Raw genomic sequence first — 15,764 nt, 5'->3', positions numbered from 1 at the left:
CTCATTCCTTTTCTTTTCTTTATAATTCTTTGAAATCAAGTAAAGGAATCAGCAATTCTGACTCTTCCTTTTCTGGAGTTTCTCCATTGTCGATCCAGCATTGTTCCTTATTGAATATAACCGGAGAAAGCGGGTGTCTTTTTGTCTCTCCATATCCTAATGTGAGATGGCTGTCGCTCAATATCATATGTGCGTTCGTGCCCCCGAATCCAAAAGAACTGATTCCGGCTCTCAAAACCCCTTTTCTGGGACGCCATTCTTTTAAAGACGTGTTCGGAAAGAATGGCGACTGATCAAATTTAAAACGCGGATTTGGCGTTTTACAATGTAATGTCGGCGTGAGCATCTGATTTTTTATGGATAAGGCAACCTTTATAATACTCGCTATCCCCGCTGCGCTCATTAAATGTCCGAAATTCGTTTTTACGCTGCCTACTCCGCAAAATTGCGTTTCTTCCGTAACCTCCCGGAACACTTCAGTCAGCGCTTTTAATTCAATCGGATCTCCTATCATCGTACCGGTGCCATGCGTCTCGACATAACTGAGAGTATCTGCATCAATTCCGCCTTTTTTCAGGGCTTTTTTTATCACTGCGCTTTGCGCTTTCGGATTAGGTGTTGTCATTCCCATTGTCTGTCCGTCATTATTAACCGCGGATGAGTCAATTACCGCGTAAATTCTGTCACCTTCGGCAAGAGCGTCATCAAGTCTTTTCAAAAGGACTGCGCCGCATCCCTCTCCCGGTACAAATCCATCTGCCTTCTCATCAAATGTATGACATTTTCCTTCAGGTGAAAGCGCCCGAGCCTCACTCAGCATGACGTAAGGCTTTTGATCCAGCAAAATGTCAACCCCGCCCGCAATCGCCATATCTGACTCTTTTGACATCAGGCTTTGACAAGCGAGATGGACGCTGACCAATGAAGAAGAACAAGCCGTGTCTACAACCAGATTCGGTCCTTTCAGATTAAAAAAATGTGAGATATGCGCGCCTATGAAATTTTGTCCTATACCAACGATCGTATTTTTTGAAGGGGAACCTATTTTGGACATAAACGTCCCGGTACGCGAACCGATGAAGACGCCGACTTCTTTGTTTGATACTTCTTCTTTTGTATAGCCGCCGTCTCTCAATGTCTGGACGCTGACCTCAAGGCATTTTTTGATTAACGGATCAAGCTCTGATGCCTCACTTTTGTTCATATTAAAAAACGCGGGATCGAAAGACTCAATATCTTGAAGAAATCCGCCCCACTTACTGATACTTTTTCCCTTTTCATAGGTGTCAGAGTAGTATGAAGAAATATCCCATCGCGACGCCGGGACTTCGCGGACACTATTTTGTCCTTTCTTCAAATTTGTCCAGAACGTTTCTGTATCCGGAGCATCCGGAAACTCACAGCCCATTCCGATAATAGCGATTTGGTTCAGACTGGTTTGTTGTATTTGTGATCCGTTGTCCCGTATTTCGGAAGCATTTTGATTTATATGTTGCTCTTTTTTCCGAACCTCAATGTTTTCCGAATCAATTTGAGGACTGATCCCCTCACTTGCAAATAACTCGTTCAAATAGACGCCCAGTTGTGAAAAACTCGGATACTCCAGAAAAGCTGAAGGTTCAATTTTTATTTGAAATACATCTTCCGCTTTTTTGACAAGCTGAACCAGTAAGATTGAATCAACTCCGTAATCCGCAAAAGACGTATCCTGATCTAAATTCCCGTAAGGTATTTTCAGCTCCGCGGAAAAGATCTCCATCAACTTCCTGATAATGGATTCATTGTCTCCCTGACCAGAAATCACTTTTTCCTCAGCATCCGGGTTATTTTTAGCAGCTTGAATTCTTGTCTGAAGCAGCTGCTGCAGCATGAATTTCTCCGGATGTGTCTTTGCCGGTATAAGGCAGGGGTATCCGTTTATCGTCATCATTTCATCCAGCATGGCAATACCTGTTTCTGTTGAGTGTGAAAGTAAACCAAGTGCCTGATATGATGGACTTGTCACCTCGCCCATCCCAATGTCCTTCCAGCTCGGCCAGTTAATTGATTGATAATACGTTCTGCCGGCTGCATGCTGATACGCCGCAAAGTAATCCATAAAAGCGTTCGCCGCGGCATAGTCACTTGTTCCGGCGCCTAATAAAGGAAAAGCGCTCGCAACAGATGAAAACAAAATGAAGAAATCAAGTTCGTCATCAATAAAAATGTCATGAAGTACCTGCATCCCCTGCACCTTTGGCTCAAATACTTCTCTTATTTCTTTATCAGATTTATGAATAAAAGCCGGATTCGAATGATTGGCTGCACCAGCGCAATGAATCACCCCGCCGATTTTGCCGAACTTCAGTCTCACCTCTGAAAAGAAGCGATGTAATGTTTCTTTTTCCGTGAGCGGCCCGGAATACACTTCCACCTGAACTCCCTTTTGATCCAACTCATGCAGCAGTTGTAATTTCGAATAAAGAGGTGACTTTTCATCGGTGTCTTTTAACATGCCGGCTATTTTATCAGATTCCGGAAGGTCGGTTACTCCCATCAACACAAGTTTTTTGACTCCCTTGCCGGCATAATGTCTGGCAAGTTCTGCTCCGATCCCTCTTGTTCCCCCTGTAATAACCAGGGTTTGATCCGTACGGCATACTGGCAGACCGGATAGTTTCCGGTTCAATTCTGCTACATATAATTTCTCGACGTATGGAATATAACGTTCACCGTTCCGGTAGCAGATTTCACTATACAGACCGTCAGCGCAAGCTTCATCTGTGATTATCTGTCTCAGTTCCGCCGCAGTCCCGACATACCCGTCTACATCTATTGTTTTTGATTTTATCTTTTGATACTCCGCACTCAGCATTTTATATAGTCCGGCTGTTTCGGCTCCGGCTAACGACGGCTTGTCATTCAGAAATGTCTGCAGCCCTCTGGTCACATGTAAAACGAAAAGCTGTTTACGTGTCTTTATGATTTCCTGCAGCAGTGTCAGCTTCCCGATTGTGCCGGTGCGTGCCCCGTTTTGATCACTCCGCAAATCTGACAGGTCAATCATGCCGATGATTTCCGGATTTTCTTCTATGACCGCTAAAGCCGTTTTTTTGGCTTCCCAATCCGAATGATCCCAGTTATCTGCGCAAATGACAGCGGCTTCAATCATAGGGTCTGAATCAAACAATTCGAATGCAAGCCGCTCACTTTCACTATTAGCCAGGATCATCACCTGTCCTTTCGTAAAAGCGGAAGGCGCAGCCTTTTGTTTTTTCCACGATTTTTTTAATACATCAAATGATAAGTCAGTCGGTGCATGGGGCAAACTCTGCGGTACGCCTGTTTTTTTCTGTTTCTGTGCTGCTTTTGCGGCAGGCACCCAATATCTGTTCCGTTCAAAAGGATATGCAGGAAGAGAGATAAGCTTCGGTAATTCTGAAGTGTACATCTCTTCCCATTGAACGTCTCCTCCGTTCACCCAGTGAATGGCCATTTCTCTTGCACTATTAAAGTGAGCGGCTGACAGGGCATCCTTTTGACCAGTGCCTCGGCGGGCCTTTCCCCTATATAAACCGTTTAACTTATGATCTGACCGCAAATACATCGTCAGCTTATTGCGAAGGTCGTCAATGCTGCTAACCTCAACAGCGAGCCGCTCTTCCATAGCGTTTCTCCCGGTCTGCGAGGTGTACGCAGCATCAGCTAGTGACGTTTTTGGCTCGAGTTCTTTTATATATGCATCAATCAAGAGTCTGAGCCGTTCTTCATTTTTGGCAGAAAGCAGAATAATTTGCGTCTTGTTGCTCTTTACCGTTTCCACCTTTTCTTCATTCTTATACTCTTCGATGATAATGTGGGCATTAGATCCTCCAGCGCCGAAAGAACTGATGCCTGACCTTCTGGCTTGATTTTGCGGCGTCTCCCAATCGGTCAGTTCAGACTGCACGTAAAACGGTGTTTCCTCAAAATCAATATTAGGATTTAAGTGATCGGAATGAAGGGAAGGAGCAAGCTGTTTATATTTCATTTGCATCAGCACTTTTGTAATAGAAGCAATTCCCGCCGCAGCCTCTAGGTGTCCGATATTTGACTTAACCGAACCAATTGCACAACGATAATCGCTTTTCGAGCTGTGCAAAGCTTTGGTTAATCCTGAAATTTCAATCGGGTCTCCCAAAGATGTCCCGGTGCCATGCGCTTCAATATAACTTATGCTGTCTGCATCAATCCCCGCCTTATCAAGAGTTTCACTGATGACGTTTGCCTGCTCGCCCGGATTTGGCACAGTGTATCCGTTTGTTTTTCCGCCGTGATTTACAGATGTTCCCTTAATCACACCGTAAATCCTGTCCCCGTCAGCCTTTGCGGCAGAAAGCGATTTCAAAAGAACGGCCCCGACTCCTTCTCCCGGCACATATCCGTCTCCTCCCGCTCCAAAGCTTCTGCAGCGCCCATCGCTTGAAACAAAATGATTTTGTGAAAGCAAAGTATATTTATCAGGGTGTAAGGATAAATTCACTCCTCCGGCAATAGCGAGGGTGGATTCTCCCCTTTTTATACTTTCACATGCAAAATGAACAGCAGAAAGTGAAGAAGAACACATTGTATCAATTGCAAGGCTGGGTCCGTGCAGGTCAAAGAAATATGACACCCGGTTTGCGATAGACGAATAAGAAGACAAGAGCGCCTGACGTTCCTCATCATCTGAAGCACCGGCTGCAAATAACTGATAGTGGCTGTAGGTGACACCGACAAATACACCTGTCTTATGCCGTTTCAACTTTTTCTTTGTGTAACCCGCATCTTCAAACGTGTGCCACGCTGTCTCTAAAAATAACCGTTCCTGAGGATCAATTAACTCGGCATCACGGGGCGAAATTGAGAAGAACAGCGGATCGAATTTATCAGCGTCTTTTATAAAACCTCCCCATTTGCTGTCATGACGGGCATTGTCACCTGTGTGATAATATTTCCGAAAATCCCAGCGCTCTTTCGGTATTTCCGTTATACAATCTTTTCCGGAAGAAATATTTTCCCAAAACTGTTCCACATCCTTCGCCATCGGGTAGCGGCCGGCTATACCGATAATTGCAATATCTTCCTCGGAAGGTGCGGATGGTATGCGGGAAACGGAAAGCTTCTCCCGTTTCGCCGGCGCCGAATGATCAATTCGCTGTTCGGCTGCCGGTAAAAACGCCTTCTTCAACTCATGATGATAGTGTTCAAGAAAATACTCTGACAGCTCTTCAACACTGCTGTATTCAAAGAAAAGAGTCTTAGACACTCTTCCAAAATATTTTTCCAGACGTGAGTTAAGACCTAAAATCGTTAGAGAATCAATTCCGTAACGGTCAAACGTATCCTCGGGTAAAATACTGTCCGCCGGTCTTCCCGTTTCCGCACCGACAATCTCTGTCAAAAGACGGACCGTTTCCTTTTTCAGATCTTTTTCATTTAATTGCGGCAGATTACTGTTGTTTTCAGGCACAGTCTCTATCTTTTTATGGTCAGTTGAGAGTAATTCACTTATTCTATCTTTGTCTCCGCTGATAACAGCCAGCTGAGAAGCAGAGCGGCTCATACTGTCCTGAAAAGCGGCAAGCCCTGCTTGGGCGGATAAAAGTTCCAGCCCTGCATGTCTTAAAGCTTGCAGCTCTCCCGGCCCGACTGTCATATTGCCCGCATCCCATAACGGCCAATTAATAGAAAGTGTTTTCCCGGGACGTCCTTTAATGCTTCGATACTGAGTGAATCCATCCATACATCCGTTAGCGAAGGCGTAGTCGCTTTGACCCGCATTAGGCAGAACGGCCGAAAGGGACGAAAACATAACGAAGAAATCAAGAGGCTCTTCTTCAGCTGCTTTATCCAGCCAAACGGTTCCGAATACTTTAGGCGCTATAACTTCTTCTATGCTTTCTTTCGTTTTTTTTATGATAAATGCATCCTTAACAAGTCCGGCACTGTGCAAAATTCCGTTTAATTCTCCGAATGTCTGCTTAATGTGCTTAATCAAAGCGTCCGTCTCTTTTTCCTTTGAAATATCTGCCGGGACATATAAGGCTTCAGCGCCAAGATTTTCAAGAGCGCTCAATTTTTGCGCCGTTTCACTGGAGGCCGGGGAACGCCCGGTTAATACCAGCTTGACTTCTGCCTGTTTCGCCAGATATTCAGCAAACAGATACCCAAGACCGCCGGCTCCTCCCGTAATTAAATACACACCGTTCTTTTTTACACTGAAACTATGTTTCTCCCCATCTTCTTTTTTTACTCTTTGAAGCTGCCTTTTATAATAATGCCTCGGCTCATAGCAGGTAAAGTGGTCCGTTTTACATTGATTGTTCCATTCAAAAGAGATGACATCTGCAATATGCTGCTTTGTAAACGGCTCGTCAAACATTGATTTCAGCTCTGCAGCCTTACATGTGAAATTCGGATTTTCGGCCTGTACGGTCTTAAGAAAACTTTCAACCGCGTTATAAATCGGCTGAACCTCGCCCTCGGTATTTTCATACAGGTACAAAATTTCTGCTTTCGGACAAAGTTTGTTCGCCATTAAGGCCTGAAACATTTGAAACAAGGAATACAGACTTTTATTGAGCTGCTTTCTCATTGCATCTTCTGTATTTTTGAAGATCCCGGCAGCCAAAAAATGAATAATATGGCGGGGTCTTATATTTTGAGAACGCAGAACCCCGCATAACGCATCATAATCCTCACCTTTTGTAAAGTTCATTGTAAAACGACCGTTCCGGCAATCTTCGAAACGCTCGCCGGAAGTCACGTAAATGAAAGGTGCCTCATAGCCTTCAAGCTGTCTCTTCATTACGGTATACATGCTGTCGTCTTCGCAAAAAAATAAAATTGGCTCTTTCGTATGCGGGAATTTTTCACTGCCTTTAAATTCATGTCTATCCCATACCATTTCATATAGATGGGTTTTCCCCAAGCTCTTAATGAATTCCAGCCCTTCTTCAGGCGTCAGGCTGCATTCTTTCACCTTTTTCACGATTTGCTCAATTTGCATCGTTTTTTCATTCATGGAAAAGCAACTCCTCTATCAGCTCTGACGTCTCTTTCGTATTCATCTCACCTGTTTGTGCTTTTTCAAGAAGCGACATGATTTCTCCATCTGCTGTATCTTTATTTGAGTTGTGAAGCTCAGTGTTCGAGAAAGCCTCAGCCTTCTGCGCTTCATCTTTATTTAAATGAATCCAATGTCTGTTCTTGCTGAAAGGATAGAGAGGAAGAGACAGTTTAACCGGTTTGAGTTCCTCCTCATACAAGTCTTCCCAGCTGATTTCACAACCGATCGTCCACAACTGAGCCAGTTTGGCTGGCTTGTTTTGCTGAATTAGTGATTGAACATATGCATGACCTTCGGGGCCGCCGAATAAAGGAGCGTACAGACTATCAAAATCCGTTACATTTCCTTCATAAACACCTTGCAGCCTGCTCCCCTGGATGTAACCGTTTAATTTTTCAAGAAGATCTCCGGTATTCGAGCAAGTGATCGCAAGGCGGCATTCAAATGGTTCCCTTCCGGTTTGCAGCGTATATGCTATTTCTTCAAGACCGAATCCGGACTTTTCTCTAAAATTGCCGTTATGCGGTTTATCAGCTGATCGATTCCGGATGCGGCTGATATAGCGGCACAGCTCGCTCAGTGTCTTTAATTCCTGAAATATGTCAAGTGATATTTCTGTGCCGTACATTTGGTTTATAAAAGAGATTAATTCGGAATAAGCCAACGGATCAAATCCGAATTCCGAAAGAGGTGTCTTTGCATCTATATCTGCGGTATCTAAACGCAGGATACCCGCTGCCGCTTCCCGAACCGCCTCTTGTAAATCACGTTCCTGCACCTCTTGCTGACTAAATTGAACTGATCGTTCTTCATGTAAAAACGTTGTTAACTCTTTGGCTTTAACAATCAGCCTTTCCTTTGTTTTGGCCGATAGAACAATGATTTGTTCCCGCTCGGCAGTTACTGCTTTATCTTGGCCGTATTCAAATTCTTCCACGATGACATGAGCATTTGCCCCGCCGAATCCAAAGGAACTGACTCCGGCACGGCGCGGAATTTCATTTCCTTTTCGATCTTTTAATCTGGCCCACTTCATCGTTTTATTGACAATATGAAACGGTGTTCCGCTTAATTGAATGTAAGGGTTCAGCTCCTTGACATGAAGTGTGGCAGGCAATGTTTTATACTTCATGGATAGTAATACTTTAATCAGCCCCGGCATTCCAGAGGCGGGCTCTAAATGACCGATATTCGTTTTTACTGAACCGATGCCGCAATATTGGTCATGATTCTTTCCTGAACGCGGCTCAAAAGATCCAAACGCTTTTTTCAAGCCTTCAATCTCAATCGGATCTCCCAGTTCTGTCCCGGTTCCGTGTGCTTCAATATAAGATATCGTATCAACAGGAATACCGGCATTTTTGTAAACAGACGTTAACAGTTCAGCCTGAGCTTCCGGGTTCGGAGCGGTCAATGAAGCAGATCTTCCTCCGTGATTTTCTCCGGTTCCTCTCAGGACTCCGTAAATATTGTCTCTGTCATTCATTGCCGCCTGCAATGGTTTCAATAACAGAACAGCTGCACCTTCACCGCGGACATAACCGTCGGCAAGTTTATCAAACGTCTTACACCGGCCGTCCCTAGACAAAATACCGAGTTTATCAGTATACATATGCGTGACTGGATCTAAGAGCAGCGAAACCCCGCCTGCTACCGCCAGCTCACTTTCGCCATTTTGAATCGAGCGCACAGCTCTGTGGATTGCTGCAAGACTGCTTGAGCAGGCTGTATCAATGGACTCACTCGGACCTCTGAAATTAAAATAGTGGGATACACGATTGCTGATGAGCGCCTGGCTGTTTCCGGTTCCCGCAAACGCATGCGCCCCGTCCGAATGCCTCATCAGCAGCTGGCGGTAATCATTAAATTGAATGCCCGTAAACACCCCGATATTTTTGCCAGACAGCTTTGAAGCTTTGTAACCCGCATCTTCTATCGCTTTCCAGGTTTCCTGCAAATAAATTCTGTGCTGAGGATCCATGAGTTCTGCTTCCCGCGGATTAATATTGAAAAACGCCTCATCGAATTTATCGGCATCTGTGATAAAGCCGCCCCATTTCGAATGTACTTCGCTGCTTCCTTTGCCTTCGGCGTATTTTTTCCAATCCCAGCGATCCGGGGGAATTTCCTGAATCAAATCTTTTTCATTGATTAAATTGAGCCAAAACTCATCTGCATTTTTTGCTCCCGGAAAAACACAACTCATCCCGATAATGGCAACTGGCTGCTTCTCTGGATGATGGTCAGCCTGTCTTGTTGTCTTTTTTTCAAACGGAAAACTTCGCGGCGGCTTCACGGTTTTCCCGGCGGTTTTCCCAGCGTGCACTACTTTCCTTTTTTCAGAAATGTTTTTTTCTGCATCTGTATTCCCTTTTGCAACAGTACGCAGTTCACTGTTTAGAAATTCTGAAAGAGACTTAATATGGCTGTAAGTAAAGAAAACGGCAGGTGTCAGCTTAAGCTTGTATTTTTTATTCAGCCGGACAGCTAATGTTTTCAAACTGATAGAATCAAAGCCGAGATTGCCGAAATTCTCTGCCGTATCCAGCTGTTCAATGTTAATTTTCAATAATTCCGATACCATTTGCTTCAGTTCTTCCAGGACATTGTCTGTATAAGCCGGTGCTGTATAAGAAATTTCCTCTTGACGAACCGGAAGCGTATTTACTTTTTGATGCGGCAGATCTTTTTTTGCTTGTGTTGTTTCGGCATCCCCGGTAACAACCGAAATTTGCGGACAGTCACTTGCCAAAATCGTCTCAAAAGCCGCTATCCCTTCTTCCGTTTCCAAATAATCAAACCCGGATGCGGAAAGATATGCTTCTTCAGCTTCTTTGTTTAAATGCATTCCGCCTTTACGCCACAACGGCCAGTTAATCGAAATGCTCTTGCCTTGTCTCTCTTGCCGGCGGCTCTGTTCGGATCTCCAATTTATATATTGATCTTGAAAATAATTGCCCAACGCATAATTAACCTGTCCAAAATCTCCGAAGACCGAAGAAATAGAAGAAAATACGATAAAGAAATCAAGCGGCTCATCTTTCGTTAATTCATCTAAGCATACCGTTCCTTCAATTTTAGCAGTCATGCCTTCTGAAAAATCAGTCAGATTCATCTCTGTAAATAACCGATCATCGGCATGACCAGCTGAATGAATAACGCCTTGAATGGAGCCCCAAGTCCGTTTCGTTTCTTCTATGACCCGTCCCATCGTCTTTTGATCTGCGGCATCAGCTTGATAATATACCGCATCTCCTCCAAGCGCCTGCAGCCGGTCAATGTTATGTCGTTTATCAGCTGTTAACGGTGACCTTCCCGTCAATACTAATTTTGCTTGATACTGAGAGGCTAAATATTTTGCAAAAATCAGGCCCAGACCGCCCAAACCGCCCGTTATGAGGTAAATCCCTTTCTGTTTCAGCTGATGAGAGTGCTCTGTATGATTGAATACATACTCCTTTAATGTCTTAACATACCTCTTGTCATTTATATATTTAACTTCTTCCGCCTGCCGTTCCACGCCTGAAACCATTTCGTTAAGACAAAATTCAGCCATTTTTTCAATTGATATACGTTCTGAAAAACCGATTGACTTCACATTCTCTGCGGATGGCACCAACATATTTGCCGTTTTTAAACAGCCTGCAAGAGCGCCCGTATACGGATCATTCACGCCTTCTTTAAAAGAGTGAACAAGAAGCAGAGAATGAAGATAAAGAGAGGCGTCACTGCGGGCGCTCAGCGCTTTTAATAAATAAAAAATTGCTTCCAGGCCGCTGAGAAGGCGGTCACCCGCGTAAAATGTTTCTCCCGTGTGCAAGATGACATCAGGAGAAAACCCCTTTTTCTCCAATTCTTCGAATAAACGAATGTAATCTGACGTCACTTCCGGGTTTATACAGAATGTCAGCAGATTTTGATCGGTCTGCCGCTGATCCGGCGTGACGAGAATGATACGGCTGTCTGATTGATTTTTCAGAGCTCCAGCCAATGCTTCATCTTTTGCAAAGACCAGAATTGTTTTTGGCTCCCTATCTTTCATTTCAATCAGAGGGTTTTTTTGATCCCACTTATGCTCATAAAAACGTACATTTTTATTAGGCTTTCCGCCAAAAACCAGTCCGCTCAGTTCCATCAAAATCCCGCCGGCATTGTCTAATACATACACATCATAAGCCGAATCGCTTTCTTCAGTTTGTTCTGCATATACATAAACGGGTTCAGTCTCATGATCAAAAATCGTACATTCTTTAATATTTTCCGGGAGCTCTCCGGCATTTTCCCCCGCAAGGTATATGACGGCTTGATATACGCTCTCAATAACTACCGGTTTGATTATGCACCCTTTCGGCTCGGCCTTTGCTTTTATCTTTAAAAGTACCTGTCCGTTCCTGCTGACGCAGTGCTCTGCGGCTTTCAGACTGTCACTGCAGCTGTATCCGAATTCGGCAAGCCGCTGATAAAACGCTTCGTACGGTATGCGGTCTGCGCGCTGAGACAGGAACGGCTCAAGATGAATATTTCCGTTCTCGTACGCCCCGCCTTCTAATTCGATCCGCCCTGAGGAATAAATGGATGAGTCGCTCTGTTTTTCTATAGAATACGATGCACCCTGATTATCCGGGGTTAATACAATCCGGATCTGCTCATTGCTTCCGCTTTGTAACATCGGTTCTCTAAAGGAGAGCTCTGTTAATTTAATAATCGGATTCCCTGAAGCCATCGCTCCGGCAGCTCTCGCCATTTCAATCTGGCTGAGAAACGGAAACATTTCCTTGTCTTGATACTTTGTTTTTATATACAAACCGGTATCGCTTACATTGATAAGAAACTTCTGTGCTTTAAAATCAGATATATTGCATGAAATGTAAGGATGCAGATCGTTATTACCGTTCATCCGGCGGCTTCCCGTATTTTGCGCATCTATTCTGCACAGCTCTTTGGCAAATGGATATCCGGGTGCTGATACCCGTCTCAGAGTAGCACCTTTATAAAGTGACGGCCAATCTACCCCGTTTCCGGCAACCCAGTATTCAGCAATCTTCACAAGATCCCTGTTTGCGGCTGCTTCTTCAATCTCAGCTTTGTTCATCCTTTTTGCTTCTGTTGTGTCTTTGCCGCTTGTAAAAATATGATCCATCGCGTTTCCGAGGGTATAGTCTGTCAGTCCTTTAAGCAATTCATCTCTTGTGGAGGCGATAACAGCCAATCTGTGCGGCATTTCTTCTCTGCCGGTTTGTAAAGTAAATGCTGTATTTCTAAGTGTTTCTAATGGATAATCTCTGGCTGCTATATGTTCTTTTGCGCGTTTTGCATATTCTTCCAGCCTGTCGGCATTTTTTGCAGAAAAAACAAATAAAAGCTGTTCAGGTTCTTCAGCCGCGAGAGGAGAGATAGCTTCATCCGCAAATTCTTCTAAAATAACATGGGCATTAGCTCCTCCTGCCCCGAAAGAACTGATTCCGGCACGCCTGGGAACGGATGACTCCCATTTTTCGGCACTGTCCGGTACATAAAAAGGTGTTTTTTGAAACGGTATATTTTCATTCAATTCAGCAGAATGAGTCAGTGACGGAACAATTGTTTTATGTTTCATTTGAAGAATAACTTTCGTAATGCCCGCTATGCCTGCAGCAGCCTCAAGATGTCCGATATTTGATTTAATCGACCCGATCGCGCATGTCTTCTTATCGCGTTCGGCACCTGAAAATGCTTTGGTCAGACCGGTGATTTCAATCGGATCTCCTAACGCGGTGCCTGTTCCGTGAGCCTCTATATAGCTGATGCTGTTTGGATCAATAAATCCTTTTTTTAAGGCTCTCGTAATGACCTCACTTTGAGCTTTGGGATTCGGCACGGTATATCCATTCGTCTTAGCACCGTGGTTGATGGCTGTTGCCTTAATAACTGAATAAATCTGATCACCGTCAGCAATAGCCTTTTTTACGGGTTTCAGCAGCACGGCACCTGTTCCTTCTCCCGGCACATAGCCGTCTCCTCCTGAACCGAAGCTTCTGCACCGGCCATCACTGGATAAAAATCCGCCTTGGGTCAGGAGTTCATATTTATGAGGATGAATGGATAAATTGACGCCTCCTGCAATTGCAATTTCACATTCATTCCTGATTAAACTTTCACAGGCAAAATGAACAGCCGTTAATGATGAGGAACACATCGTGTCCAAAGCAATACTTGGCCCGCTGAAATTAAAGAAGTAGGATACCCGGTTGGCGATTGATGCATATGAGGAAGAAACGGCCGCTTCGTGACCAACGCTGTACAGCTGATATTGGCCGTACATAACCCCTGCAAAAACACCGACGTTTTTTCTTTCAAGCGTTTTCTTTGCGTACCCCGCATCTTCTATGGTGTGCCAAACCGTCTCTAAAAACAGTCTCTCCTGCGGATCAATTAATTCAGCTTCGGCAGGAGAAATATTAAAGAACAACGGATCAAAATGATACACATCGTCAATAAATCCCCCCCATTTGCTTTGGTTTTTTACTTCATCGCCCGCTGCGGGCTGATAGTGCAGCCCCGAATCCCACCGATCCTTAGGTATCTCAGTTATACAGTCTTTACCGTTCAATAAGTTTTCCCACAGAGTATCAAGATCATTTGCCATCGGGTAACGTCCGCTGATACCGATAATCGCGATATCATTGTCATGATACTTCTCCTGCTGCTGCACCTGATTTTTCATCTGGATTTTCTGTTTCCCGTTAACTTCGGCTGTCTGTTTATTGTCTTTTTTCTTCTGAGATGGGGTGCTGCTCCCGTTTTCTCCTAACCGGAGTTTATGAAGAAGAGTATCCCTGTGCTCCTCAACGAAATACTGTGACAATTCTGCCGCAGTCTGATATTCGAATAACAGCGTTTTTGAGAGCGCGCCGAAATGTTTTTCAAGCTCATTCGTCATATTGATAATCATAACGGAATCAAGTCCGTATTTTTCCAATGCCTCTTCTGCATCTATTTTGTCCGCAGGCATCCTGAATTCTGCAGCAATCATTTTTATAATAAAATCAGATGTTTCAGCTGTCAGTTTCTCTGAATCAAATGATTCGATATTTCTCCCTGTTCCTTCATCTGCCGGAATATTGTCTTTTCGTTCATATAATTGATGAACATGATTGTCAATTTGCTCATCTCCGTAAAATACAGTAAATTGCGAAAAACCGGAGGACAATGCGACTGCAAACGCTTCTTTACCTTCTTCTTTTTCTAAAGGATAAAAACCCGCCTTTTTCATTGTCTCTACCGTGCGCTCATCCACTTGCATGCCGACTTCTTTCCACAGCGGCCAGTTCAGAGAGAGAGAAATCGTATCAGAATCCTGGGCAGAACGCATATTCATGAAATGATCCATATAACTGTTTCCGAACGCGTAATCAGATTGCCCGACATTTCCCAACACTGCGGAAGTAGAGGAGAAGCAAATGAAAAAGTCAGGATTTTCTTTCTCAACAGCATCATTCAGCCACATCGTACCCAATACTTTCGGTCTGATTACCTGATCGAATTCCTCTCGTGACTTGTTAAGAAGGAAAGAATCACGGATGATTCCCGCGCCCTGAATGATCCCGTTTACTTTTCCATAAGAAGTTTTGGCTTTTTTGACTACATATTCGGCTTCTTCCTTATTGGTAATATCAGCCTGAACATAAACAGCTGAAGAACCGGCATCCTCCAATCGTCTCAGCTGTTTTCTTATATGATCTGAAAGCGGAGATCTCCCCGTTAAAACAAGGCAGCATTTTGTTTGAAAAGCCAAATATTCTGCAAAGGTAAATCCTAATCCGCCCGCGCCTCCCGCGATAATATATACTCCATTTTCTCTCAGCGGCACATCTCCGCTTCCGGAATTTTTTTCGGGTTCATACGTTTTGAGCTGTTTAACATAACGCTGCATGTCTTTATAACGGATCTCTACATCTGAAGGCTGGAAATCACTCAGCTCATTGCGTATGATATCAGCCGCGTGAACGGCTGCTATTGACTGCTCCAATTCAATGCTTTTTGCTGAGATTAACGGATTTTCCAGCTGCAATGTCCGCAAAAATCCGCTTGCCGCCGCGTAAAGAGGCTGTTCTCCAGAAAGATGCGAAAAATATCCGTATAACAGCTTGATCGGTTTGCGGCAGTTATTTTTGAAGAGCGCCTGTTGCAGTAAAAACAAAGAATAGACTCCGCTGTCGCATTGTTCACGAATCGCTCTCTCAGTCTTTTCAAACGGCATGTCTGACCATAAATGCACCGCTTCCCGTATATCTGACTTCTCTTCTTCTATAAGCCATCCTAACAGGTTTATGTAATCTCTTTCAGAGCGGGGGTCGATTTCAAATACACCGTCCCCGGTTTTTCGAAACTCTTTCCCCGGCTTAACCAAAATAACCCTTGTATCATGCAATGCAGCAAGTTCATTTCTCACAATTTCATTTTTATCAAATAATAAAAGGCTGCCCTCACGTCGGCCGCCTTTTACATGAATGCTGAGATCTGTCCGCTGCCAGACCGTCTGATAATATATCGCCTGTCCGTTACCCCCTGCGGAATGAGAACCAAGCTGCTGTATCCGCTTTACTCCTTCTTCCAAAGAAATAATGCCGCTTTCTATGTCAGAAAGTACTTTTTTTCTAATATGACGGGCTTCTTTCATAAAAATCTTCATCCCCTTTACAAATGGCACTGCCGC

At 44.2% G+C, this 15,764-nt stretch carries 2 protein-coding genes; both read right to left on the bottom strand.

The window, feature by feature from the left end:
• Nucleotides 1-19 precede the first annotated feature (19 nt).
• Nucleotides 20-7,024, bottom strand: a complete 7,005-nt coding sequence (locus RUW00_RS01320) for an SDR family NAD(P)-dependent oxidoreductase (protein ID WP_095271832.1) — start codon at nt 7,022-7,024, stop codon at nt 20-22.
• Complete coding sequence (locus tag RUW00_RS01315; RefSeq protein WP_315956443.1) at nt 7,017-15,728, bottom strand: type I polyketide synthase; 8,712 nt, start codon at nt 15,726-15,728, stop codon at nt 7,017-7,019. The genes RUW00_RS01320 and RUW00_RS01315 overlap by 8 nt, the downstream gene beginning before the upstream one ends.
• Between the last annotated feature and the right edge of the window lie 36 nt (nt 15,729-15,764).

The organism is Bacillus sp. IS1, from assembly GCF_032461585.1.
Classification (GTDB): Bacteria; Bacillota; Bacilli; order Bacillales; family Bacillaceae; genus Bacillus; species Bacillus velezensis.
Note: the sequence above shows the minus strand (reverse complement) of the source record. Positions and strands in the feature narration are given on the sequence as shown.